Raw genomic sequence first — 24,392 nt, forward strand, 5'->3', positions numbered from 1 at the left:
ACCGTTTGGGTATCGTCGGACGGGCGGCCGCCCACGGCCGACGGGAGGAATGCCGCACCATGCCGCTTTTCGGACGGGAAGCCGAACTGAAGGACCTGGCCGAGCTCGTCGACGGGCCGGCCGCGGGCTGCGGTGGTGTCCTGATCCAGGGCGAACCTGGCATCGGCAAATCCGCCGTCGTGGCGGAGGCGGTGGCCGCGGCGACGGTCGGGGGCCTGCGGGTGTTGCGCACGACCGGCGTCGAGGCCGAACGGAACTTCGCGTACGCCGCCCTGCACCAGTTGCTCCATCCGGTCCGCGCCGGTGCCGACAACCTGCCCGCGCCGCAGCGTTCCGCGCTCTGGGCGGCGCTGGGGCTCGCCGAAGCGGACGAGCCCAACGCGTACCTGGTTGGGCTCGCCGCGCTGACGTTGCTGTCGGACGAAGCGGCGGTCAAGCCGTTGCTCGTCGTCGCCGAGGACGTCCACTGGATGGACCGCGAGAGCGCCGACGCGCTCGCGTTCGTCGCCAGGCGGATCGAGACGGAGCCGATCGTGCTGGTCGCGACCGTCCGGGATGGTGAGCCGTCGCCGCTGCGTGACGCGGGACTGTCCTCAATGGACTTGGAGCGTCTTCCCGGCGACGTGGCGGCCGAATTGCTCGACTCCGTCGCCCCCGGTCTTTCCTCGCCCGTCCGGTCCCGGGTGCTCGCGGAGGCGGCCGGGAACCCGCTGGCCCTGACAGAGCTGCCATCGGCTGTGACCGAGGCGCCCGAACCCGTGCCGCCGCTGACCGAACGGCTCGAGCGAACGTTCGGGGCCCGGTTCACCGCGCTGCCCGAACCGGCCCGCACGGCCGTGCTGGTCGCCGCCCTCAACGAAACCGGCTCGCTCGCCGAGACACTCGCGGCGGCGGGCGCGTTGCTGGGCGCGGACGTCGAGCCGTCGGCGCTGGCACCGGCCGCCGAGTCCCGGCTGATCGACCTCGAAGCCAGGGCAGTCTCGTTCCGGCATCCGTTGATGCGCTCGGCGATTCCGGCTTCGGTCCCGTCGGAGGAACGGCGTCGTGCGCACCTGGCCCTCGCCGAGGTTCTCCGCGGGCAGCCGGATCGCAGCGCCTGGCATCGGGCGGCCGCCGCGACCGGCGCCGACGAGGACGTGGCCCGCGAACTGGAGCACGCCGCCGATCGCGCCCGGCAGCGCGGCGGAGCGACGGCGGCCGTCGCCGCACTCGAACAAGCGGCGCTGATGAGCGCCGATCCGGAACGGCGGGCGGACCGATTACTGCGCGCGGCCGAGCTGGCCGTCGAATCCGGCGGCCGCGAGACGGCGGAACGGCTCGTCCGGGACGCACGCGCGGGAGAGCTGACGCCGCGGCAACGAGCGACCGCGAGCTGGTTGCTCAGCGGGTTCGAGGACGGTGTCCGCGAAGACCTGTCGCGGATCGGGGAACTGGCGCGGCTGGCCGAATCGGTCGCGGAGGACGGGCAGCCGGATCCGGCGATGCGCGTCCTGTGGGGCGCCGCCATGCGCTGCTTTTGGGCCGAACCCGGCGAGGACACGCGGCGCACGCTGCTGTCCGTCGTGGACCGCCTCCCGGTCGAGAACTCGGACCCGCGCCTGGTCGCCGTCGCCGCGTATGTGGCGCCGTTCGACCGGGCCGGATCGGTGCTCGGGGAGCTGCGTGAACTGGCTGCCGGCGCCGGCGCCGATCCCGAGGCCGACCGGTTCCTCGGCAGCGCGTCGCTGCAGGTCGGCGCGGTCGATCTGGCGGCCCGGTTCTCGGCGGCCGCGGCGCCGGGGCTGCGGGCACAGGGCAGGCTGGGCCTGCTGCCGCGGGCACTGGCGGTCCAGGCGTGGAGCCGGGTGCGGCTCGGTGACCTCGCCGCGGCCGTGCCGGTCGCGGCGGAAGCGGCCAGATTCGCCAAGGAGACCGGGCAGCCGTTCATGTACGGCTTCGCCACCGCGGTCCAGGCCGAGATCGCCGCACTGCGGGGTGAACACAAACAGGCCAAGGCGCTGGCCGACGAGGCCGAGCGGACCGCGCTCGCCGCCGGTGCCCGGCCGGTGCTGGCGACCGTGCAGCTCGCCAGGGGGATCGCCGCGTCGAGCGAGGGCCGTTTCGACGACGCGTTCGCTGATCTGCGGCGACTGTTCGACCCTGCCGATCCCGCCTTCCAGCAGGCGTTGCGCGTGTACTTCGTCGCGGAGCTCACCGAGGTCGCGATCCGGGCGGGCCAGGTCGACGCGCTGCGCGAGATCGTCGCGGAGATGGAACAGCTCGCGCTCAAGACCCCGGCGCCCGCGTTGCACATCGGTTTGCGCTTCGCCCGCGCCGTGCTCGACCCGAGTGACGAACTGTTCGAGACCGCGCTGGGGGCGGAGCTGGACGGCTGGCCCGCCGAACGCGGGCGGCTGCACCTGGCCTACGGCGAATGGCTGCGGCGGCAGCGGCGCGCCGTGGACTCACGGGCGCATCTGCGCACCGCGCGGGAGACGTTCGACGCGCTCGGTATGACCGCGTGGGCCGAACGCGCGCGCCGGGAATTGCGGAGCGCGGGGGAGTCCAGCCCCCACCGTGGCCCCGACGCGCGGGAGAAGCTGACGCCGCACGAGCTGAGCATCGTGCAGCTGGCCGCGGAGGGCCTGACGAACCGGGAGATCGGGCAGCGGCTCTACCTGTCGCACCGGACGGTCGGCACGCATCTGCACCGGATCTTCCCCAAGCTCGGGGTGAGTTCGCGGGCTGAACTCAAGAAAGCCTTGGGCCTCGTGAATGGTAAAGACGGTTAGGACCATGGGTGTCTCAGGTACCTACTGGCTTCCGGCTGAGGTTTGATTCGGGGCCTTCACGGACAGCTCTGGCCTGGCAGCCTGCAAAGGCCACGGCAGTACATGAAGGTCCCCTTCCTTGCGCCAGGCGCAAGGAAGGGGACCTTCATGTACTCGGCGGGCGGGGGTCTGCCGGGTGGTGGGCCTGGCCCGGGTTGCGAAAGCCACTTTCGCAACCTTCAACGTTGCGAAAGTGGCCTTCGCAACGTCGGCCGTGGCCGGGCCCGGCACCGTCCTGGTGAGCATGTCGCGAAAGCCACTTTCGGGACATCAGACGTCCCGAAAGTGGCTTTCGCGACACCGCCTCCAGACCCCCAGGGCTTACCACTCACGAGAGCGATGGGTCACGCGACCGTCGCGTCCAGGGTGACCTCGACGTTCCCCCGCGTCGCCTTGGAGTACGGGCACACCTGGTGCGCGCCCTGGACCAGCTCGTCGGCTGTGGCCTGGTCGATACCGGTGGCCTCCAGGTGCAGCGCGGCGCTCAGGTGGAACTCGCCCGCCTCGGTGTCGTGGTGCAGTGTCACCTCGGCGACGACGGCGAGGTCCTCCAGCTTGACCTTCTTGACGCCCGCGACGCGGCGGACGGCGCCGACGAAGCACGACGCCCAGCCCGCGGCGAACAGCTGCTCGGGGTTCGTGCCGTCGCCGGAGCCGCCGAAGGCCTTGGGGACGGCGAGGCCGACGTCGAGCACGCCGTCGTCGGAGGTCGCCCGGCCGCCGTTGCGGCCTTCCGCGGTCGAAGTGGCGACGGCGGTGTACGTGGTTTCAGACATGCCGCAACCGTAGGAATCCCGGCCTGACGGCGGCGACCGTCGGATGACGTCATCCCTGTACGTCATGGCTGGACGACGTACGCCGATGACGTCGTCCGACGCTCGCGGCCGTCCCGCGCGCCCGCCTACTTTCCCGTTCATGTCCAGCCTGCCGCAGGAATTCCGGTATCGCTTCACCGTGCTCGGCCCGCCCGGTTTCACCAGCGGCGGCACCCGGCTCGACCTCGGCTCGCCGCAGCAGCAGGCCGTCTTGATGCTGCTGCTGGCCAACGCGGGCAGTTTCGTCCGGACCGGTGAGCTGATCGACGGCCTCTGGGGCGAGCGGGCCCCAGCCACCGGCGAGGCCGTCATCCGCACCTACATCTCCCGCCTCCGGCGGCTGCTCTCCTTGCAGGGGCTCGGCTCGGCGATCGTCTCGCGGTCCGGCGGCTACCGGCTGGACCCGGATCGGTTCGAGGTGGACGCCGTCGAATTCGCCGGGCTGATCGAGAGTGCGCGGCAGGCGCACAACGTGGGCACGGCGGCGAAGCTGCTGGAACGCGCGCTCGGTCTCTGGACCGGAACGGCGCTGGCCGGCGTCCCCGGCGAAGCGGCCGAACAGGAGCGTGCGCGCCTGGAACGACTGAAACTGATCGCCACCCAGGAGCTGCTCCGGCTGCGCCTCGAACTCGGGGAACACGACGAGGTGCTGGCCGAGGTGCCCGTGCTGATCGAGCGGAACCGTCTCGAAGAACCGCTGTACGAGATCTACCTTCTCGCCCTTCATCGAGGCGGGCGCCGGGCCGAGGCACTCGAACTCTACCGCTCGATCCACGACCTGTTCGACGAAGAACTCGGGATCCGGCCGGGGCCGAAACTGCGGGCGCTGCACGAGAAGGTGCTGCGCGCCGAGGACGATCCGGCGCCAAGGCTCCGCGACCCGGCGCCGCTGTTCGTCGGACGCGAGCGCGAACGCGCGGAATTCCGGCGGCTGCTCGCGCGAGACCCGGCCATGGGCGCCGAGATCCTGTTCCTGACCGGACCGCCCGGCATCGGGAAGTCGACCCTGCTGCGGAAATTCGCCGACGACGCGGCGACCATGGGCAAGCCCGTGCGGCTGTACGACGGGCTCGACGATCCGGCGGGTGTCCTGCGCCGCCTGCCCGAAGACGTCACGGTCGTGATCGCGGGCCGGAGCGGGCCGGACGCCACACTGCTGGTCGATCCGGCGTGGGCGGGGAGGATCCGGATCCGGAAGCTCGAAGCCTTGAGCGAGAACGAGTCCGTGGCGCTGCTCGAAGCACGCGGTGTCGACCCCGCCCGGCGGAAGTCCATTGTGGACTTCGCGGCGGGCAACCCGTTCGCGCTCTCGCTGGCCGCCGAGATCGGCAGGTCACCGCGGTCCGACGCGGCACGCTACGTGGTGGACACGGTGTACGCGCATCTTGCCGGTGATCCGCCGACGGAGGCACACCGGTGGGCGCTCTATGTGTGCGCGCAGGCGGAGCACACCACCGAAGACCTCCTCCGGTCCGTGCTGCCGGGAGGACGGTCGTCGGAGCTGTTCGACTGGCTCCGCGACCACCCCTGCGTCGAGACCGCCACCCACGGCCTCGTCCTCGGCGGTGTGCTCCGCGAAGCGCTCGACCACCACCTCCGGTGGCGTGACCCGGCGGGCCGCGCGCGGATACGCGGCCGGATCAGCCGGGTCACGGCCGGTCGTTGATCAGGTGCGCAGCCACACCGCCGTGTCCGTCGGGAGTCCGCCCTCGACGGGACCGCTGGCCATGAGCACTTCGCGGTGCGGCGGCAACGCCACCGGCTTGTCCGAGAAGTTCAGCACGAAGGTGAAACCCGGCTCCCGGGTGAACGCCAGCACGCCGTCGCCCAGTGCCAGCCACTCCAGTTCGCCAGGACCGAGCGCGGGAAGTCCACTCCGCAGGCGCAGGCCGTCGCGGTAGAGCCGGAGCATCGACGCCGGATCGGCCGCCTGCGCCTCCGCCGTGCTGGAGCGCCATTCTGCGGGCTGGGGCAGCCACGCCCCGCCGGCGCCGAAACCGAACGGCGGCGCGTCACCGGACCAGGGGAGTGGGACCCGGCAGCCGTCCCGGCCGGGATCGGCGCCGTTCGTCCTGGTCCACACCGGATCCTGGCGCAGCCCGTCCGGGATGTCCTCGATCTCCCACAGCCCGAGCTCTTCCCCTTGGTAGACGTACAGACCACCGGGTAGCGTCATGGTCAGCAACGCCGCCGCCCGTGCCCGCCGGGTCCCGAGTTCGCGGTCCACCGGCGTGCCGTGCAGCCGGTCGGCGAACGCGAAGCCGGTGTCGCCTTCGCGGCCGTACCGGGTCACGTGCCGGGTGACGTCGTGGTTCGACAGCACCCAGGCCGCGGGCGCGCCGACCTCGTCGTGCGCCGCCAGCGTCCGCTCGATGACGTCGCGGAACCGCGCGGAATCCCACGGGCACACCAGGAAGTCGAAGTTGAACGCCGCGTGCAGTTCGTCGCGGCGCAGGTATCGAGCGGCCCGCGACATGTCCGGCAGCCACATCTCGCCGACCATCACCCGGTCGCCCGGGTAGCTGTCGGCGATCTTGCGCCACGACCGGTAGATCTCGTGCAGGCCTTCCTGATCCGAGAACGGCGTCTCGTCACCGGGATCGACGTCGGGCAGCCGCGGGTCCTTCACCAGCCCGTCGGCGACGTCGATGCGGAAGCCGTCGACCCCGCGGTCGAACCAGAACCGCAGCACGTCCTCGAAATCGGCGCGGATGTCCTGGTTGTCCCAGTTGAAGTCCGGCTGGCGCGAGCTGTACAGGTGCAGGTACCACTCGCCGTCCGGGACCCGCGTCCACGCGGAGCCGCCGAAGCGCGACTTCCAGTTGTTCGGTGGCTCGGAGCCGTCCGGCCCGCGCCCCGGCCGGAACCAGAACCGTTGCCGCTCCGGTGATCCCGGCTCGGCGGCGAGTGCGTCCTTGAACCAGCGGTGCTCGTCGGAGCAGTGGTTCGGCACGATGTCGATGATCACGCGGATCCCCTTGGCGTGGGCCGCGGCGATCAGGTCCTCCGCTTCGGCGAGCGTGCCGAAGAGCGGGTCGATCTCCCGGAAGTCGGCGACGTCGTAGCCGCCGTCGTCCATCGGCGACGGATACCACGGGGTGAACCAGATCGCGTCGATCCCCAGTTCGGCCAGGTAGTCCAGCCGCGCGCGGACGCCGGCGAGATCGCCGACACCGTCGCCGTTCCCGTCCGCGAAACTGCGGATGTAGACCTGGTAGATCGCCGCGCTCCGCCACCATCCGGCGGACTGCCCCAATGCGGTCACGGAAGTGCCCTCCTCAGTTGTTCGTGGATACCCCGAAATGCGGCGAAGAATTCAGCCCTTGAGGCTGCCGGCGGTGAGCCCGGCGAGGATGTGCCGCTGGAACGCCAGGAACAGCGCCACCATCGGCAGGCTGGCCAGCACCATGCCGGCGACGAGCACGTTCAGCGGCATGTCGATGGCCACCCGCTGCAGCATCACCGACAGCGTCTGCTTCTCGGTGTCCGGGAACACCAGCAGCGGCCAGATGAAGTCCTTCCACGCGGCCACCACCGCGAGGATCGACACCACGGCGAGGATCGGCCGGGAGATCGGCAGGATGATGCGCCACAGCGTGCGCACCGGTCCCGCGCCGTCGAGCCGAGCGGCCTCGATCAGCTCGTCCGGGATCTGGTCGAAGAACCGTTTCAGCAGGTAGATGTTGAACGCGTTCGCCGCGGCGGGCAGCCAGACCGCCGCCGGCGAGTTGATCAGATTGACGTTCAGCAGCGGCAGGTCGGTGATCGTCACGTAGGTGGGCACCAGCAGCGCCGCCGCCGGGAGCATCAACGTCACGAGCATCAGCCCGAGCACGACGTTGCCGAACTTCGGCCGCAGCTTCGACAACGCGAACGCCGCGGGGACGTCGATGGCCAGCTGGGCCAGCCAGGCGCCGCCCGCGACGACGACGGTGTTGAGGAAGTACTTGCCGAGGCTCAGCTGGTCCCAGGCGTCGGCGAAGGTCCCCGGATGCCATTCGTTCGGGATGAACGTCGCCGGTGTCTGCGCCAGTTCCTGCGGTGACTTCATCGCGCCGGTCACCGCCCAGTACAGCGGGAACAGGAACGCGATGACGAACAGGAGCAGGGTGCAGCCGAAGATCACGGCGTACCCGATCTTGCCGCCGGGGCTGCGGAGCGTGCTGGGGGAGACGAGCGTCCTCATGACTGATCCGCCTTCCGGGTCAGGCGCACGTACAGCGCGGAGAACACCCCGAGCGCGACGAACAGCAGCAGGCTCAACGCGCTGGCCGAGCCGAAGTCGTTGTAGACGAAGGCGTAGCGGTACAGCAGCAGGAGCACGGTCACGGTCGAGTCGTCCGGGCCGCCGCCGGTCATCACGTACGGCTCGGTGAACACCTGCATGGTCGCGACGACCTGCAGCAACAGCAGCACCAGCAACACGAACCGGGTCTGCGGCAGCGTGACGTGGATCAGGCGTTTCCACAGTCCGGCGCCGTCCAGTTCCGCGGCTTCGTAGAGCTCACCGGGGATGGTGCCGAGCGCGGCGAGGTAGATCAGCGTGGTGCTGCCCATGTTCGCCCACGTCGACACGAACACCAGCGACAGCATCGACGTGTCGCTCGAATCGAGCCATTGGCCGCCGGGCAGGCCCACGGCGCCGAGCGCGGAGTTGAACAGACCGGCGCCCGGGTCGTAGAACCACTTCCACATCAGGGCGGTGACCACCGGCGGCAGCATCACCGGCAGATAGACGGCGAGCCGGAAGAACGCCTTGGCGTGCCGCAGTTCGTTGAGCAGCACGGCGGTCACGAACGGCACCACGAACCCGAAGACCAGCGCGAGCACGGTGAACAACAGCGTGTTGCGCCAGGCGACGCCGAACAGCGGGTCTTCGAACAGGCGGGTGAAGTTGTCGAACCCGACCCAGGTGGGCGGGTTGACGAAGTCGACCTGCTGGAAGCTCAGCAGCACCCCGCGCACGATCGGGTACCAGGAGAACAGCGCGAACACCACGAGCGCGGCGCACAAGAGGCCGTACGCGGTGAGGTTCTCCTTGAGCTTGCGGCGCAACCGGTTCCGGCGGCGTTCGGCGGCCGAAGCGACCGGGCGACCGGCCCGCGACGACGCTGTCGCGGGCCAGTCGAGGACGCTACTTGACCTGGGCGAGGACACTGTTGACCTTCGACACGGCCGACGACAGCTGCTGATCGATATTCGCGTTCCGATCGGTGAGCACCGCCTGCATCACACTGTCGAGGATGGCGTAGACCTGCTGCGCGTTCGGCGGTTCGATACTGCCCTTGATCCGCGAACTTGCGTCCACATAGGACTGATAGTTCTCGGCGGGAACGTTGGCGTGCTTGGCCTTGATCGCGAGCTGCTGGTCACGGACGGCCCCCTGCCAGACGTCCGGGGTCGGCTCGGCGGGCAGGCCCACCGGCTGCTTCCCGTCGACGTACTGCTGGACGTGCTTCTCGAAGCGCTCCGGGTTGAGGTACTTCCAGCGGACCCATTCCAGGCCGGCCTTGATCTTCTCCGGCGAGGCCTTGGGGTTGATCATGTAGCCCTCGCCGCCGAGCAGGGTTCCCTGTCCGCCCGGCATCCCGGCGACGCCGTAGTCCTCGTACTTGCCGTTGAACTGCTTGACCAGCACCGGCACGTTGTCCGGGGCGGCCATGTACATGCCGAGCTGGCCCGCGCCCATCATGCGCTGGACGTCTTGGGCTTCGAGCAGCTGCTTGCTGCCCATCGTGTCGTCTTCCCACCGCATGGCACGCAGCTGGTCCAGCGCGGCCTTGGCCTTGTCGTTGTCGAACGCGGCGACCCATTTGTCGCCGTCCTTGCGGGCGACCTCGCTGCCCATCGAGTAGAGCCACGCGGTCAGGTGCCAGCCGCCCTGGTTGTTCTTGCTGTAGTCGGCGTATCCGACCGTGCCGTTGCCCAGCGCGGCGATCTTCTTCGCGGCCGCACGCACCTCGTCCCAGGTCTGCGGCGGTTTGTTCGGGTCGAGCCCGGCCTTCTGGAACAGCGGGCGGCTGTAGACCAGGCCCATGCTGTAGTTCATCGTCGGCAGGCCGTAGAGCTTGCCGTCGGCGTCCCGGAAGTTGTCCAGTAATTCCGGTTTGATGTCGCCGAAGTTCTTCAGGCCCTTGGCCGCTTCGGTGATGTCGGCGGCCTGACGGCGCGCGATGATCTGCGCCGGGTCGGTGAAGTAGACGTAGTAGACGTCTTCGAGCTGTCCGCCGGCGAGCTTGGCGGAGAACGTCTTCGGATCCATGAACCCCTCGTGGGGCTCGATGTCGATGTCCGGGTGGGACTCCTCGAACTCCTTGACGTCGGCGTCGAACACGCCGCGCTCGAACGGCTGGCTGGTCGGGGGCTGGCCGGTCACGGTGATCTTGACCTTGCCCCCGGTGCTTTCACCGGAACCGGAACCGCAGGCGGCCACCCCCAGGGTGAGTCCACCCGCGAGGAGCAGGCAGAACATCCGGCGGCGCACGGTGGGGGACCAAGTGCTGCTCATCTTCAAGCCTCATCTCGGGGATCGCGACGGCTGTCACGTGATTGCGGTCACTCTAAAGTGAAGCCCCGGATCAACGCAATAACTGGATGAGAACTTGCAACTTTTCGACAGGCACTGTCCGGAGGTGCCTCAAGCGCGTGAAGGCCCCCTTCCCTCGGCTCAGCCGAGGGAAGGGGGCCTTCACGCGCTGGGGGATCCCGCAGTTGGCCGGCTAAGTGCGGCGGGCGGTGGAGCCCCGGACGACGAGTTCGGGGGCGAACAGCAGCTCCTCGGCCGCGACCTCACCACCGTTTATGCGCTTGACCAGCAGTTCGACCACGGCCCGGCCCATCGCCTCGATCGGCTGGCGGGTCGTGGTGAGCGGCGGGTCGGTGCAGTTCATCAGGGCCGAATCGTCGTAGCCCACCACTGAGACGTCTTCGGGCACCGACAAGCCCTGCCGCCGGGCCGCGCGGATCGCGCCCAGGGCCAGGAGGTCGCTCGCGCACAGGACGGCCGTCGCGCCGCGCGGGTACAGCCTGGCCGCGGCCGCGTGCCCGCCTTCGATGGAGAACATGCCGTGTTCGACGAGTTCGTCCAGGACCGGGAGCCCGAGTTTCGCCGCGTAGGCGCGGAACGCCTCGAGTTTGCGCTGCGACGGCACGTGGTCGTTCGGGCCGAGGACGAGACCGATCTTCTCGTGCCCGAGCGAGCTCAGATGCCCGACGACCTGCTCGACGGCGACCGCGTCGTCGCACGAGATCTGCGGCAGCCCGAGATGGTCGACGGCGGCGTTGATCAGCACCGTCGGCAGGCGGCGCTCGGCGAGATGGTGGTAGTGGGAGTGCACCGCGTCGGCCTGCGCGTAGAGCCCGCCGGCGAACACGACGCCGGACACCTGCTGTTGCAGCAGCAGCTCGACGTACTCCGCCTCGGAGACGCCGCCCGCCGTGCGGGTGCACAGCACCGGGGTGAAACCCTGCTGGGCCAGTGCGTTGCCCATGATCTCGGCCAGCGCGGGGAAGATGGGGTTCTGGAGTTCGGGAAGGACCAGTCCGACCAGGCGGGCGCGATCCCCGCGCAGCTGGGTCGGCCGTTCGTAGCCCATCACGTCCAGCGCGGTGAGGACGGCGGCCCGGGTGCCGGCGGAGACCCCGGACCGGCCGTTGAGAACCCGGCTGACCGTGGCTTCACTGACCCCGACCTTGCGGGCGACTTCGGCAAGACGACGCGTCATGGGTGAAACATTACCGCAAGCGAGCGCAAGAACTAGACACTCTTGATCGGTGCGGCGGCCCGGAAATCCCGCGAAGAAGGAACTAGGGCGGCGGCAGCCGGGGCGGCGAAGCAGACGACCGCGCAAGCCGCCAGCACCGGCGTCGCCCCGAACCGGTCGATCGCGGGAGCGATGAGCGCGAGCCCGGCGGGCGCCAGGCCGTAGGAGAACAGGAAGTCCAAAGAGGACACCCGCGCGAGCTTCCCCGGCTCGACCTCCCGCTGGGTCGCGGTGAACCACGGGACGTTGAACAGTTCGATGCCCATCCCCGCGATCGCGTAGGCGGCGACGACGAAGGCCGGATGAACCGGGAACAGCAGGCTCAGCGGCGCGAAGCCGTAGCAGCCGAGCCCGATCAGCGCCGCCCAGCCCTGCCGTTCCGGGCGCCAGCGTGCGATGACGACCGCGCCCGCGAGCGCGCCGAGCGTGTACGCGGTGAGCCCGGCGGCCAGGACGGCTTCGGTGTCGTAGCGGTCGCGGCTGACCAAGGGCAGCACGACGCCGGTGGCGGAATAGCCGGTCGCGATCACGGCGGTCAGCGCGCCGAGCCCGGCCAGGAACCACGGGTGGCGGCGGGCTTCGCGGAGGCCGTCGGCGAACTCGCCGAAGAAGCGGGTCTTGGTCGTGGCCGGGGCGGGCGCGAACGTTCCCCGCGGCGGGATCAGCGCCGCGCCCAGCCACAGCACCCCGGTCGCGATGACCAGAGCCGACGTCGAAGCGAACTGGGAGAGCAAGGCGGTGAGCCCGGGCGCGACCAGGGTCGTGACCCGGACGGCGAGCGTCATCGCGGCGTTGGCCTGCTGACGCCGGTCCCCGGCGATCACTTCCGCGGTCAGTGCCTGGAACGCCGGGCGGCACGCACCCTGCCCGACGCCGACGACGGCGGCCGCGGCGGCCGTCACCAGGACCGAACGGCCCATCCCGGCCGCGATCAGGGGAGTGGCGGCACCCGCGACGAGACCGGCCCACAGCACGACCCCGCGCCGTGAGTACCGGTCGGCCAGTACCCCCGCCACCGGGACGGCCACGAGGAATCCCGCGGTCCGCGCGGCGAGCACGATGCCGAGGTCCACGGCCGAAAGCGACCGTTCCAGTACCGCGAGCCCGAGGATGAACGGCAGGGCCCAGGTCGCCAGCCCGGAGGCGGTGTTCCCGGTCCAGAGCCGGAGGAACGACAGGCTGCGGAACACCGGGGTGACGATAGCAAGGAGAGACAACGGGCCCCGTCGCGCTCTACTCTGCCTCCCGTGCGCACGCCGACCTCGTCCCGGGGCCCGGTCAGGCGCCTCCGCGGCGGGGCCGTGGGGGTCCTGACCGGCACTTTGGCGACCGGTGCCCACGCCGGGACCAGCGGACGCGTCCCCGACCTCGGCGTGGTCGTGCTGCTCGTCGCCCTGCTGAGCTGGGTGGCGTACGCGTTCGCCGGACGCCGTCGCGGTCCGCTCGCCATCCTGTGCCTGGTGGCGGGCGGGCAGCTGGCGATGCACGCCTGCTTGACCTTCCTGACCTGGCAGTCGCACGCCCATCACGCCGAAACCCCGGGCAACGGCCTGGCCATGGCCGCCGGGCACGCCGCCGCGACCCTCGTGGTGGCGATGGTGCTCGCGGGCGCCGAGCACGTCGTGTTCGCGCTCACGGCTCTGATCGCTTCGGTCCTTCCGCGCCGCCTGACCCCGCGGCCGGCGACGGCGCCGCTGCGGATCCACGTCCCGCTCGCGGTGGAGTTCCCCGCGACCGAGGCGCTCCTGCGAAACGTGCTTTCGCGGCGCGGCCCGCCGGTGACGTTCGCCTGACCCCGAAACCCTGCCGAGACACCCTGTCGCGGCAGGGCTCAGCACGCGTGCCGTGACCACCCCGGCGCGCGGCGCAGGCGCACGCCTCCCCACCGACGCCTCAGGAGTTCCCCATGGCAACGCGAATCGAATCGACCACCAGCCCACCGCGCGCGTCGGGCTGGCGTGGACTCTTCCTCCGTCTCCACTTCTACGCCGGCGTCCTCGTCGGCCCCTTCGTCCTCATCGCCGCGCTCACCGGCGTTCTGTACGCGGCGACGCCGCAGATGGAGTCCTGGATCTACGCCGATCAGCTCCGGGCACCCGTCGGGCTGAACCAGGTCTCCCTCGCCGACCAGGTCAAGGCGGCCCAAGCGGCCAACCCCGGCGGTGACCTGGTCGCCGTCCGGCCCGCCCCCGAACCGGGCGACACGACCCGCGTGCTCTTCGCCGAGGAGGGGCTCGGCGAGTCCGAACGACGCGCGATCTTCGTCGACCCCGCCACCGCGCAGGTGCGCGGGGATCTCGTCGCGTACGGCTCGAGCGGTGCCTTGCCGTTCCGGACCACGCTCGACCACCTGCACCGGAATCTGATGCTCGGCGAGCCGGGACGGCTCTACAGCGAGCTGGCCGCGTCCTGGTTGTGGGTGGTCGCGCTGGGCGGTCTGGTGCTGTGGGTGAGCCGCCGCCGCGCCCGCCGGAACGAGAAGGCCGAGTCCGAGCGTGGGAAGTCCGTGCGCCGTCACGGATCCATCGGCCTGTGGGTGCTGCTCGGCGCGCTGTTCCTTTCCGCGACGGGGCTGACGTGGTCGGCGTACGCGGGTGAGAACGTCTCGGCGCTGCGAGAATCCCTCGGCTGGGCCACTCCGGCGTTGAAGGTGACCGGTGCCGACGAGCACGCCGGACACACCGGGCACTCGGGTCACGGTGAAATTCCCGCCGCGAAGCCCGAGAGCGTGGACGCGATGCTCGCTTCGGCCCGCGCCGCCGGGATCGACGCGTCCTCGGTGGAGATCGGGCTGCCCGCGAAACCCGGCGCTCCCTGGCAGGTCGCGGAGATCGAGCGAGGCTGGCCGACCCAGGTCGACGCCGTCGCGGTCGACGGGACCACTGGGCAGATCCTGGACGAGGTGCGGTTCGACGACTATCCGCTGATGGCCAAGCTCGCGCGCTGGGGGATCGACGCGCATATGGGCGTGCTGTTCGGCTGGCCCAACCAGATCGTGCTGCTCCTGCTCGGCGCCGGTCTGGTCACGCTGGTCGTGCTCGGCTACCGCATGTGGTGGCGGCGCAGGCCGACCCGGGCCACCGGGCTGACCTTCGGGCGGCCCATCCCGCGCGGTCAGTGGCGCAAGGCCCCGCTCGCCCTGGTGGCAGGGCTGCTCGTCGCCGCCGCCGCGATCGGATGGTTCGTGCCGCTGCTCGGGATCAGCCTGCTCGCGTTCCTGGTGATCGACCTGCTGCTGGGCCTGCGGTCCCGTGGCCGGTCCACACCGGATTCGACCGACGTCACCGTATGAGGTCCGCGCTCGCCGCCCATGATCGGGCGGCGAGCGCGGTGCCGGCGAGCAGGGGCGATTCACCCGCCACGCGTAGCGGAAGCGGGCTCTTTCGCCCACCGAACGTGCGTCTCGCCGAGCTCCTCGGTCGGGACGCGGTGCGTTTCGCGTGCGGTGAGCGCGGCCGCGGCGCTGAGCAGGCAGACGGCGGCGGTGAAGACGGCGACGCCGAGCCAGTCGTCCTTCCCCGAACCGATCGCGGCGACCACGCTCGGGGCGAACCCGGCGATGGCGAACCCGATCTGCGTGCCGATCGCCATCCCCGAAAGGCGGACCCTGGCGCTGAACATCTCGCCGTAGAACGACGGCCACACCCCGTTAACGGCGCTGTAGGCGACACCGAACAGCAGGATGCCGACGGTGAAGATCAGCGGATACGAACCGTCCGAAATGGACCACAGGTAGGGGAAGATCAGCACCGCGCAGGCGAGACAGCCCGCGATGAACACCGGCTTGCGGCCGATCCGGTCGGAAAGCCCAGCCAGCAAAGGGATCGCGAGCAGCGCGGCGACGTTGGCCAGCACGCCGACCCACAGGATCGGCCCGCGTTCCAGCCCGACCGTGTTGACCGCGTAGCTCAGCGCGTAGACGGTGAAGATCGTGCTGACGGAGGCGATGGTGGCCGCGACGACGACGCGGAGCACGTCCTTCCAGTGCGTCCGGAACAGCACGGCGACGGGCAGTTTGGCGACGTCGGCCCGGTTCTGCTGGAACACCGGGGTCTCGTCGATCTTGCGACGGATCACGAAGCCGACCACCACCACGACGGCGCTGCACCAGAACGGGATCCGCCAGCCCCAGGTGAGCAGCTGCTCCTGGGGGAGTGCGGCGATCGGCAGGAACACCGCGGTCGCGAGGATCTGGCCTGCCTGGGTGCCGCTGAGGGTGAAGCTCGTGTAGTAGCCGCGCCGGTGGGACGGTGCGTGCTCCAGCGACATCGAGTTGGCGCCCGCCTGCTCCCCGGCGGCCGAAAGCCCTTGCAGGAGGCGAAGTATCACCAACAGGACCGGCGCGAGCACCCCGACTGAGGCGTACGTCGGCAGGCAGCCGACCAGGAACGTCGTGACGCCCATCAGCACCAGCGTGAACACCAGGACCGTCTTGCGGCCCAGCCGGTCGCCGACGTGCCCGAGCACGAACGCGCCGACCGGGCGGGCGAGGTAGCCGACGCCGAAGGTCGCCAACGCGAGCAGTGTTCCGGTGGCGGGGGAGGACGCGGGGAAGAAGACCTTGTTGAACACCAGTGCGGCGGCGGTTCCGTAGATGAAGAAGTCGTAGTACTCCAAGGCGCTGCCGATCCAGGCGGCCAACGCCGCCTTGCGGGGCATGCCTTGCGTGACAGGGGAGGGAGAGGCCACGTCGACGCTCCAAGGTGCGATCCAGCAATGTACGATCTAGTTAGTTAATACAGCCTGCGAGACGGTGCCCGGGTTGTCAAGAGCCGGGATTTCAGGCCGTCAGGTAGTCGATCACCAGGTCGCCCAGCATCAGGCGATAGTGATCGCGGCGCGCCGGGTCGAGCATGTCGCGGCCGAAGATCGCGGAGAAGGTGTGCCGGTTCGCGAGGCGGAACACGCAGAACGAGCTGATCACCATGTGCACGTCGAGCGCGTCGACGTCGTCGCGGAACCGGCCGGCCTCGCGGCCGCGGTCGAGGATGCGGGTGAGCACGTCCAGTGCCGGGTTCGCCATCCCGGACAGGGCTTCCGAGCGGGCGATGTGCTCGCCGTGGTGGATGTTCTCGATGCTCACGAGGCGGATGAAGTCCGGGTTCGCCTCGTGGTGGTCGAAGGTGAGCTCGGCGAGCTGGCGGATCGCGTCCTCGGGTTCGAGATGGTCGACGTCGAGATCCTGTTCGAGGGCGCGGATGGTCGCGTACGCCCGTTCGAGCGCGGCGACGTAGAGCTGTTCCTTGCCGCCGAAGTAGTAGTAGATCATCCGCTTGGTGGTGCTCGTGCGGGCGGCGATCTCGTCCACTCTGGCGCCGGCGTAGCCCTTGTCGGCGAATTCCCTGGTGGCCACCGCGAGGATTTCGGCGCGGGTGCGTTCCTTGTCGCGCTGGCGCTCGACCTCGGACGACGGTGCGGCCACCTGACTCCCTCCGAACCGCTGGTGGAGGCCTCACTCTAGCGCAGCCCTTCTCGTGCCGACCGGTCCGCGCTACAGTGAACTCACTAGTTCGTACATTAACGGAGGATCTTGGTGACCAGCTACCTCATCGGCCTGGTCGGTACCGGTATCGGGCCGTCGCTCAGCCCGGCGCTGCACGAACGGGAAGCCGACGAGCTCGGGCTGCGCTATCTCTACCGGCGGCTCGACCTCGACGTGCTGAGGCGGCCGATCGGCGAAGTGCTGGCCGCGGCGCGGACCGCGGGCTTCGACGGTCTCAACGTGACGCATCCGGTGAAACAACAGGTGCTGCCGTATCTCGACGAGGTCGCGCCGGACGCCGCGGCACTCGGCGCGGTCAACACGGTGGTGTTCCGCGAGGGGCTCGCCACCGGGCACAACACGGACGCGACCGGTTTCGCCCGCAACCTCATCCAGGGCCTGCCGGACGCCGAGATGGACACGGTCGTCCTCCTCGGCGCGGGTGGGGCGGGCGCGGCCGTGGCACACGCCCTGCTTTCACTGGGGGCCGGGCGGCTGATCGTCCACGACGTCGACTCGGCGCGTGCCGGGACCCTGGTCTCCGCGCTGCTGCGGCGGTTCGGCGACGACCGGGCCCTCACCGGTTCCCTCGATGACATCCGTGTCGCCGACGGCCTCGTCCACGCCACGCCGACCGGGATGGCCGCGTATCCGGGTTCGCCCGTTCCCGCCGAGTCGCTGCGCCCAGGGATGTGGGTGGCCGACATCGTCTACCGCCCGTTGGAGACCGCGCTGCTCAAGCAGGCGCGGGAGCGGGGCTGCCGGACGCTGCACGGTGGCGGAATGGTCGTCTTCCAGGCGGCGGACTCGTTCCGCCTGTTCACCGGCGCGGAGCCGGACGCCGACCGGATGCTCCGGCATTTCGAAGCGCTGGAAGGGAAACCCGCCCATGTCCGGTGACACCGCCATCGCGACCGTCTGCCTTTCCGGCACGCTCGAGGACAAGCTCGCCGCGGCCGCCGCGGCCGGCTTCGACGGCGTCGAGATCTTCGAGAACGACCTGATCGCGTCCCGGCGGACGCCGTCGGAGATCCGGCGGCTGTGCGCCGACCTCGGCCTCACGATCGATCTCTACCAGCCGTTCCGCGATTTCGAGGCGGTGCCGCCGGACGTGCTCCGCGCGAATCTCCGCCGGGCACGGCGGAAGTTCGACCTCATGGCCGAACTCGGGGCCGACACCGTCCTGGTGTGTTCGTCGGTCTCGCCCGACGCCGTCGACGACGACGATCTCGCCGCCGAGCAACTGCACGAGCTGGCTTCGCTGGCCGCGTCGCGCGGAATCCGCGTCGCTTACGAAGCGCTCGCGTGGGGCCGGTTCGTGAACACCTACGAGCACGCGTGGCGGATCGTGCGGCGGGCCGACCATCCGGCGTTGGGAGTCTGCCTCGACAGCTTCCACATCCTGTCGCGGCGCAGCGATCCCCGCGCGATCCGGACGATCCCGGGGGAGAAGATCTTCTTCCTGCAACTGGCCGACGCGCCTCTGCTGGACATGGACGTGCTGCACTGGAGCAGGCATCACCGGCTCTTCCCGGGACAAGGCGCGTTCGACCTGGCCACGTTCACCGGCCACGTCCTGGCGGCGGGATATCGAGGGCCGCTCTCGCTGGAGGTGTTCAACGACGTCTTCCGGCAGGCGGATCCGCGGCCCGCGGCCGTCGACGCGATGCGATCACTGGTGGCTCTGCGCGAATCCGTTGGTGCCCTTGCGGTTCCCGAGGCGCCCCGGCTGGATGGGCACGCCTTCGCGGAGCTCGCGGTTCCGGGCGCCGTGCTCGCGGAACTCGGTTTCACGCACGTCGGAACGCATCGCTCGAAACCGGTCCACTTGTGGCGACAGGGATCGGCGCGGCTGCTGGTGAACGAAGCCGCCGCGGAGGGCACGATCAGCGCGCTCGGCCTGACCAGCGCCAACCCGGCCGGATCGGCACGGCGCGCGGAAGACCTGCTCGCGCCGGTGCTGCCACGCGAACACGGCCCGGACGAGGCGGACCTGTCCGCCGTCGCCGCCCCGGACGGGACCGAGATCTTCTTCTGTGGCAACGAAGAATGGCTTCGCGACTTCGTTCCCACCGGAGCGGCCCCGGCGGGGACGGGGATCACCGGCATCGACCACGTCGCCCTGACCCAGCCTTTCGACCACTTCGACGAGGCGACGCTGTTCTACCGTTCGGTACTCGGCCTGGAGCCTGAGCCGGTGTCCGAATTCGCGGCGCCGTTCGGGCTCGTGCGCAGCCGGGCGGTCGGGAACCGGGACGTCCGCCTGACCTTGGACAGTGCCCTGGTGCGGCGAGGGGAGTGGGCACCGGGAGTGCCCTCGCCCCAGCACATCGCCCTCGCGTGCGACGACGCGATCGCCGTCGCGAGGGCCATGCGGGAGGCGGGTGCGCCACTGCTTTCGATCCCCGGTAACTACTACGACGACCTCGACGCGCGGTTCGATCTGCCGTTTTCGGCCGCCCTGCGGGAGAATTCGGTGCTGTACGACCGGGACTCGTCCGGCGAGTTCCTGCACTTCTGCACCGAACTGGTCGGCTCGCGGGTGTTCTTCGAGGTCGTGCAACGGATCGGCGGGTATCGCGGATACGGGGTCGTGAACACGCCGGTGTACATGACCGCGCATCGGGAACGGCGGCTCAGCCTGACGCGCTGAACCTCGGCCGGGGCCGCGTCAGCTGACGGACTCGTCGTCGAGTGCGGCGAGCTGCTGCGCGACGCGGTCCGCGTCGGCTGTTCGTTCCTGGGTCCGGTTGAGCCGTAGAGCCTGTTGCCACACCAGGCGAGCCTCGGCTCGGCGCCGAAGCGCTGCCAAGGATTGGCCGAGATGTTCGAGGGTGTCGGCTTCGTAGTACGTCGCCCCCAGGTCCCGGCACAGTTCCAAGGATTCGTGGAAGTGGTCCAGCGCCAGATCGTATTCGCCGCAATGGTGGGCGATGTAGCCGAGTGTGTCCAGGGTGACTGCTTGGCCCTGCCGATTGCTGGCGTCCCGGAACAAGGCCAGTGCCTGCTCACATGAGGAGCGGGCCTCGTCGTACTGACCGAGCCGCGCTTGGTGCCACCCCATTCGATCGAGTGCTTCCGCCTTCCACACGAGGTTGTCCAGGGGCTCGAACAACCGGAACGCCTCTTTCGCGTGGTTGAGCGCGAGCTGGTCGTTGTTCTGCAGCCGCCAGACCATGATCAGGTCGTAGTACGAACGAGCCTCGCCGTGTGTGTCACCGGTCTCCTTGGCCAGTTCGCGCCCCCGGTACAGGTGCTCCAAGGCTTCGGTGAGCCGCTGCGACCGCGCGTATGCCTGACCCAGCAGCCGGTGGGCCAGTCCTTCGATCGTGGCGTCTTCCAGCGCGCGTGCGGCGGCCAGCCCGGCCTCCCAGGTGGTCCGCTGTTCGTGGAGGTGGCCGCGTCGCCACAGATATCCGTGCAGGATCCACGCCAGTTGCCACACCTGCGTCTGCCAGCCAAGTCGTTCGGCGGTCGTTTGAGCGGCGATGAGACACGGGTGTTCCTGGTCGAACCAAGCGAGAATGGAGCTGTCGTCGGTGAAGGATGGCAGCTCGAACCCGACCGGAGCGTCGCCGATCTCGACCTTCTTCCGGTCGGGGTAGAGCATTCGTTCGCCCGCGTAGCCGGCGTGGATGTAGTACGAGATCAGCCTGTGCAGCTTGCCCATTGCCTGGTCGTCCTGCCCAGCCCATTCGGCGGCGTAGAGGCGGACCAGGTCGTGCATGCGGTACCTGGTCGGCAAGTACCGCTGCAACAGGTGCGCTTCCTCCAGCCGCCTCAGCAGGTTGCGTGCCTGGTCGGTCTTCAGATTCGTGAGCACCCCCGCGGCGACCTCGCCGATATCCGGGCCCGGGGCCAGCCCGAGCATCCGGAACACCTCGGCCGTCTGCGCGTCGAGCGTCTGATAGGACCAGGACAAGACGGTGCGCAGGTTCGCGGAGAGCCCACCGCCGTCCAGCGCGTCCAGCCGGGCCGAGGCATCACCCAGGTCCGTGGCGAGCGCCGCGAGCGGGAAGTCCTGGTGGGCGGCCGCATGGGCGGCGACGATACTCAGCGCCAGCGGCAGCCCGGCGCAGTAGCCCACCAGGTCCTTCACCGCGGCGGGCTCGGCCTCGACGCGGTGCGGTCCGAGACGTTTGGTCAGCAGTTCGCGTGCTTCGGCGTCGTTCAGGGTGCCCAGGCTCAGCGGTCGTGCGCCGTGGGCGACGATCAGTTCGGTGGGCTGGTGCCGGGTCGTGATCAGCACGGTGCAGCTGGAACTCTGAGGAAGCAGCGGTACCACCTGAGCGCCACCGCGGGCGTTGTCCAACAGGATCAGCATGCGCCGGTCGGCGACCTTGCGCCGGTACAGCGCGGCCTGCGCGGCGGTACCGACGGGGATGTCCCGTTGTGAGGAGCACAGGGCATCCAGGAAACCGCGGATGGCGACCTCGGCCGCCACCGGCGCACCGGACGGGTCGTAGCCGCGCAGGTTGACGTAGAGCTGCCCGTCCGGAAACCGGTCGATGTTCTCGTGCGCCCATTCCAACGCCAGCCAGGTCTTGCCGATTCCGCCCATGCCGCTGACCACCATGATGGGCGTGGTGCCCTTGAACTCGGCGTCGACGATCGACGAAGCGGTCAGTTCGGCAAGCTCACGAATGCGACCGGTGAACAGTCCCGATCTGGCTGGCAACTGCCTCGGTGCGGAAATCTCCGTCAATTGTTCGGATTCGCGCTGGTACGGATGGTCGGGAAGGCAGATCCAGGCGCGGGTGTTCGTCTCCTTTACCTTCACGGTCACCGGCTGATAGCGGCTGGGATCGTCAATCGAACTGTTCTGGACGACTTCCTCGAAAAACCAGTCGGATACGATGAACGCCAGCACGCCCGGCGACTGCGCGAGCGATGTTTTCAACGCGGGTGCTTCGATCAGCCTGAATGCGCGAATGATCGACGGCCCGGTGACGCCCTGAGGGTCGTGTTTGATCTCGCCAGCGTGCAGAGCCATGCGGAGCCTGATGCGTTCTTCGGGCCGTGCAGCGCTTTCGTTGTATTGCAGTAGAGCCTTGATGAGCATCTGCGGCAGCGATTCGACGAACGGCGCCTTGGGCACCTGGGGTGCCACCAGTACGAGGACACCGTCGCCGCGATCCTCGTGATAACAGTCTTCCCAGGAAATATTCGCCGCGTTGAGTGCCCAGCGCAAAACCTGATACAGTCCGTCGCGAACGGCTTCTTGAACGGGGTTCCGTTGGCGTTCGGCGCTGCCGAATCCCTCCACGTCGAGTACCAGCAGTATCCGGTGGCCGGGCTGTCTGGAATAGACCATGCGATCAACCCCTCGTCGCGGCGTCGGCTCCATGCTACAGGACGATCAAGGTATCGTTGCCTGCCGGAAAGTGTCCGAAGGTCGCGAGACTTTCATCGTCACCGAAAAATGGCGGCCGCGGTCATCCCGCGCGAATTCCGTGGCGAAGGGATCCAGCCGACGTCCGTGGCCCGCTCGGCCGGTGGATCGACGGCCGGCCTCGCATGTCGCCGCGAAACGGCGATCCTCAGAAGCCGATGGGCAAACCCGCGTAGTTCTCCGCCAGACCCGCCCGTCCCGCCTCACTCCGCGCCAGCCATCGCAGCTGCGAAAGCTGCAACTGCCGGTCGAACGGGTCGCCGGATTGGTGCAGCATCGTCGTCATCCACCACGAGAAGTGCGTACACCGCCAGACCCGGCGCAGCGCGGTGTCGGAGTAGGCGTCGGCGAGCGCGAAGTCCTTGTCCCGCAGCAAAGCGGCCAGGGCGGGGGCGAGGAGGGCGACGTCGGCGACGGCGAGGTTGAGCCCCTTCGCGCCGGTGGGCGGCACGATATGGGCGGCGTCGCCGGCGAGGAACAGCCGGCCGTGCCGCATGGGCTGCTGCACGAAACTGCGCATGGGCAGCACGCTCTTGTCGGTGATCGGCCCCGGCGTGAGGGTCCAGCCGTGCTGCCCGTGGCCGAGCCGCGCCGCGAGCGCTTCCCAGATCCGGTCGTCGGACCAGTCGCCGATGTCGGTGCCGTTGGGCACCTGGAGATAGAGCCTGCTGACCGTCGCCGAACGCATCGAATGCATGGCGAAACCGTCGGGATGCCACGCGTAGATGAGCTCGTCGGTCGACGGGGCGACGTCGGCGAGCACCCCGAGCCACGAGTACGGGTAAGTGCGTTCCCAAGTCTGCTTGGCGGCGTCGGGAATCGCGGTGCGGCAGGGGCCGAAGGAGCCGTCGCAGCCGACGACGACATCGGCGTCCAGCCGCTGTTGTACGCCGTCTGCGTCGGAGAAGGTGACGTAGGGGCGCTCGGTCTCGATGTCGTGTACGGCGGTGTCGGTGACTTCGTAGTGGATCTGCTGCCCGGCCGCCGCGCGCGCCTTGCCGAGATCCTTCGTCACCTCGGTCTGGCCGTACACGGTGACGCTTCGGCCCACCAGGTCCACGAAGTCGAGGTGGTGCCGTTCTTCGGGCCATTGCAGGTAGATACCGCGGTGCTCGTCGCCTTCGCGGTCGAGCCGCTCGCCGAGTCCGGTCTCGCGAAGGAGGTCCACTGTGGACTGTTCGAGGATGCCCGCCCGGATCCGCGCCTCGACGTACTCGCGCGAGCGGGTCTCGACGATCACCGATTCGACCCCCGCCAGATCGAGCAGATGCGACAGGAGCAGTCCGGCGGGGCCGGCGCCGACGATGGCGACTGGGGTACGCATGACCGGAGTCTGGTCGCCCGTCGGCCGGACCGCTAGCGGTCGCTTCCACTCAGTGAAACTGACAGGCTCCGGCCGATACCGGCGGCCGCGACCTGGAGCGCGGAGATCAGCCGGGCCCGGCCCCGGCTCAGATCGGGAACGACCAGGCCGAGCGCCGCGACGACGTCGCCGCCCGACGGCCGGATCGGGACGGCGACCGAGCAGGCGCCCCGGCTCATCTCCTCGACGGTCTGCGCGTAACCCTCCCGCCGGACGCGGCGCAACTGTTCGCGCAGGCGGCCGGGCTGCGTGATGGTGTACGGCGTCACGCGGGTCAGCGAGGCGAGCACTCGCCGCTGAACGTCTTCCGGTGCCCAGGCCAGCAGGACCTTCCCGATCCCGGTGGCGTGCAGCGGCAGGCGTCCTCCGATCCGGCTGACCACCGGCACGGACGCGTTACCGGAGAGCCGGTCGAGGTAGAGCACCTGGTCGCCGTCACGCTCGCCGAGATGCACCGTCGCGCCGGTCGCGCCGTAGAGATCCTGGAGGAAGGGCGCGGCGACCTGCCGCAGTTCGAACTGGACGGGCGCGAGCAGCCCGAGGTCCCACAGCCGTCTGCCGACGGCGTACCGGTCCTCGCGCCGCTCCAGCGCGCCCAGACCCACGAGTTCGCGGGCGAGCCGGTGCGCGGTGGGCAGTGGCAGGCCGGCCCGCTGCGAGAGTTCGGTCAGCGAAAGCTCACGATGGTCGACGTCGAAGGCGCCGAGCAGCGCGAACGCCCGCGACGTGACGCTGGCGCCGGGTGTCGACAGATTCCCGGACATCCG

The 24,392-nt window shown here is 69.7% G+C and carries 18 protein-coding genes; 6 read left to right on the top strand and 12 right to left on the bottom strand.

Going from position 1 to position 24,392, the window contains the following annotated elements; genetic code table 11:
• Positions 1-59 precede the first annotated feature (59 nt).
• Positions 60-2,771, top strand: coding sequence for a helix-turn-helix transcriptional regulator (locus ACZ1DY_RS20035; protein WP_465485337.1), 2,712 nt, complete (start codon positions 60-62; stop codon positions 2,769-2,771).
• 383 nt (positions 2,772-3,154) lie between these two features.
• Here the strand turns inward: ACZ1DY_RS20035 and ACZ1DY_RS20040 are convergent, their stop codons facing one another.
• Positions 3,155-3,586, bottom strand: a complete 432-nt coding sequence (locus tag ACZ1DY_RS20040; RefSeq protein ID WP_034316469.1) for an organic hydroperoxide resistance protein — start codon at positions 3,584-3,586, stop codon at positions 3,155-3,157.
• A 139-nt stretch (positions 3,587-3,725) separates the two neighbouring features.
• Here ACZ1DY_RS20040 and ACZ1DY_RS20045 point away from each other — a divergent pair, with 139 nt between their 5' ends.
• Entirely contained in the window at positions 3,726-5,291 is a 1,566-nt protein-coding gene (locus ACZ1DY_RS20045; protein ID WP_465485338.1) for a BTAD domain-containing putative transcriptional regulator, read from the top strand.
• On the opposite strand, the gene ACZ1DY_RS20050 is transcribed toward ACZ1DY_RS20045, so the two are convergent.
• From ACZ1DY_RS20050 to ACZ1DY_RS20075, 6 genes are all read right to left on the bottom strand, one after another.
• Positions 5,292-6,890, bottom strand: a complete 1,599-nt coding sequence (locus ACZ1DY_RS20050; RefSeq protein ID WP_465485339.1) for a glycoside hydrolase family 13 protein — start codon at positions 6,888-6,890, stop codon at positions 5,292-5,294.
• 51 nt (positions 6,891-6,941) lie between these two features.
• Positions 6,942-7,811, bottom strand: coding sequence for a carbohydrate ABC transporter permease (locus ACZ1DY_RS20055; protein ID WP_126732249.1), 870 nt, complete (start codon positions 7,809-7,811; stop codon positions 6,942-6,944).
• The gene (locus tag ACZ1DY_RS20060) at positions 7,808-8,782 is read right to left on the bottom strand and encodes a carbohydrate ABC transporter permease (RefSeq protein WP_257487236.1); all 975 of its coding nucleotides are present in this window, start codon (positions 8,780-8,782) and stop codon (positions 7,808-7,810) included. Before ACZ1DY_RS20060 ends, ACZ1DY_RS20055 begins: the two co-directional genes overlap by 4 nt.
• On the bottom strand, positions 8,760-10,133 hold the full coding sequence (locus ACZ1DY_RS20065) for an ABC transporter substrate-binding protein (protein WP_465485340.1): 1,374 nt from the start codon (positions 10,131-10,133) through the stop codon (positions 8,760-8,762). Before ACZ1DY_RS20065 ends, ACZ1DY_RS20060 begins: the two co-directional genes overlap by 23 nt.
• 211 nt (positions 10,134-10,344) lie before the next feature.
• Complete coding sequence (locus ACZ1DY_RS20070) at positions 10,345-11,349, bottom strand: LacI family DNA-binding transcriptional regulator (RefSeq protein ID WP_257487234.1); 1,005 nt, start codon at positions 11,347-11,349, stop codon at positions 10,345-10,347.
• Positions 11,350-11,381: 32 nt separating this feature from the next.
• Positions 11,382-12,578: an MFS transporter gene (locus tag ACZ1DY_RS20075; protein ID WP_465485341.1), complete on the bottom strand. Its 1,197-nt coding sequence runs from the start codon at positions 12,576-12,578 to the stop codon at positions 11,382-11,384.
• Between the two features lie 57 nt (positions 12,579-12,635).
• Between ACZ1DY_RS20075 and ACZ1DY_RS20080 the strand changes: the two genes are divergently transcribed.
• Positions 12,636-13,181, top strand: coding sequence for a hypothetical protein (locus tag ACZ1DY_RS20080; RefSeq protein ID WP_465485342.1), 546 nt, complete (start codon positions 12,636-12,638; stop codon positions 13,179-13,181).
• 113 nt (positions 13,182-13,294) lie between these two features.
• The gene (locus tag ACZ1DY_RS20085) at positions 13,295-14,680 is read left to right on the top strand and encodes a PepSY-associated TM helix domain-containing protein (protein ID WP_465485343.1); all 1,386 of its coding nucleotides are present in this window, start codon (positions 13,295-13,297) and stop codon (positions 14,678-14,680) included.
• 59 nt (positions 14,681-14,739) lie between these two features.
• On the opposite strand, the gene ACZ1DY_RS20090 is transcribed toward ACZ1DY_RS20085, so the two are convergent.
• Together ACZ1DY_RS20090 and ACZ1DY_RS20095 are read right to left on the bottom strand one after the other, a co-directional pair.
• On the bottom strand, positions 14,740-16,047 hold the full coding sequence (locus ACZ1DY_RS20090; protein WP_465485690.1) for an MFS transporter: 1,308 nt from the start codon (positions 16,045-16,047) through the stop codon (positions 14,740-14,742).
• Positions 16,048-16,168: 121 nt separating this feature from the next.
• Complete coding sequence (locus ACZ1DY_RS20095) at positions 16,169-16,810, bottom strand: TetR/AcrR family transcriptional regulator (RefSeq protein WP_126732242.1); 642 nt, start codon at positions 16,808-16,810, stop codon at positions 16,169-16,171.
• A 111-nt stretch (positions 16,811-16,921) separates the two neighbouring features.
• Here ACZ1DY_RS20095 and ACZ1DY_RS20100 point away from each other — a divergent pair, with 111 nt between their 5' ends.
• Positions 16,922-17,770: a shikimate dehydrogenase gene (locus ACZ1DY_RS20100; RefSeq protein ID WP_257487230.1), complete on the top strand. Its 849-nt coding sequence runs from the start codon at positions 16,922-16,924 to the stop codon at positions 17,768-17,770.
• Positions 17,760-19,523: a bifunctional sugar phosphate isomerase/epimerase/4-hydroxyphenylpyruvate dioxygenase family protein gene (locus ACZ1DY_RS20105; protein ID WP_465485344.1), complete on the top strand. Its 1,764-nt coding sequence runs from the start codon at positions 17,760-17,762 to the stop codon at positions 19,521-19,523. Before ACZ1DY_RS20100 ends, ACZ1DY_RS20105 begins: the two co-directional genes overlap by 11 nt.
• 18 nt (positions 19,524-19,541) lie before the next feature.
• On the opposite strand, the gene ACZ1DY_RS20110 is transcribed toward ACZ1DY_RS20105, so the two are convergent.
• From ACZ1DY_RS20110 to ACZ1DY_RS20120, 3 genes are all read right to left on the bottom strand, one after another.
• Positions 19,542-22,217 (bottom strand): ATP-binding protein, encoded by a 2,676-nt coding sequence (locus ACZ1DY_RS20110; RefSeq protein ID WP_257487228.1) that lies wholly within the window; start codon positions 22,215-22,217, stop codon positions 19,542-19,544.
• A gap of 193 nt (positions 22,218-22,410) precedes the next feature.
• Complete coding sequence (locus tag ACZ1DY_RS20115; RefSeq protein ID WP_465485345.1) at positions 22,411-23,586, bottom strand: 4-hydroxybenzoate 3-monooxygenase; 1,176 nt, start codon at positions 23,584-23,586, stop codon at positions 22,411-22,413.
• 32 nt (positions 23,587-23,618) lie between these two features.
• Positions 23,619-24,389, bottom strand: a complete 771-nt coding sequence (locus tag ACZ1DY_RS20120; protein WP_465485346.1) for an IclR family transcriptional regulator — start codon at positions 24,387-24,389, stop codon at positions 23,619-23,621.
• Positions 24,390-24,392: the final 3 nt, after the last annotated feature.

The sequence above is a fragment of the Amycolatopsis sp. PSD-21 genome (genome assembly GCF_055561455.1).

Excerpts from the sequence above, each read along its gene's own strand:
- ACZ1DY_RS20105 (WP_465485344.1), top strand. The coding sequence starts at position 17,760 with ATGTCCGGTGACACCGCCATCGCGACCGTCTGCCTTTCCGGCACGCTC.
- ACZ1DY_RS20065 (WP_465485340.1), bottom strand. The coding sequence starts at position 10,133 with ATGAGCAGCACTTGGTCCCCCACCGTGCGCCGCCGGATGTTCTGCCTG.
- ACZ1DY_RS20055 (WP_126732249.1), bottom strand. The coding sequence starts at position 7,811 with ATGAGGACGCTCGTCTCCCCCAGCACGCTCCGCAGCCCCGGCGGCAAG.
- ACZ1DY_RS20110 (WP_257487228.1), bottom strand. The coding sequence starts at position 22,217 with ATGGAGCCGACGCCGCGACGAGGGGTTGATCGCATGGTCTATTCCAGA.
- ACZ1DY_RS20120 (WP_465485346.1), bottom strand. The coding sequence starts at position 24,389 with ATGTCCGGGAATCTGTCGACACCCGGCGCCAGCGTCACGTCGCGGGCG.
- ACZ1DY_RS20035 (WP_465485337.1), top strand. The coding sequence starts at position 60 with ATGCCGCTTTTCGGACGGGAAGCCGAACTGAAGGACCTGGCCGAGCTC.
- ACZ1DY_RS20045 (WP_465485338.1), top strand. The coding sequence starts at position 3,726 with ATGTCCAGCCTGCCGCAGGAATTCCGGTATCGCTTCACCGTGCTCGGC.
- ACZ1DY_RS20085 (WP_465485343.1), top strand. The coding sequence starts at position 13,295 with ATGGCAACGCGAATCGAATCGACCACCAGCCCACCGCGCGCGTCGGGC.
- ACZ1DY_RS20090 (WP_465485690.1), bottom strand. The coding sequence starts at position 16,047 with ATGCCCCGCAAGGCGGCGTTGGCCGCCTGGATCGGCAGCGCCTTGGAG.
- ACZ1DY_RS20070 (WP_257487234.1), bottom strand. The coding sequence starts at position 11,349 with ATGACGCGTCGTCTTGCCGAAGTCGCCCGCAAGGTCGGGGTCAGTGAA.
- ACZ1DY_RS20115 (WP_465485345.1), bottom strand. The coding sequence starts at position 23,586 with ATGCGTACCCCAGTCGCCATCGTCGGCGCCGGCCCCGCCGGACTGCTC.
- ACZ1DY_RS20040 (WP_034316469.1), bottom strand. The coding sequence starts at position 3,586 with ATGTCTGAAACCACGTACACCGCCGTCGCCACTTCGACCGCGGAAGGC.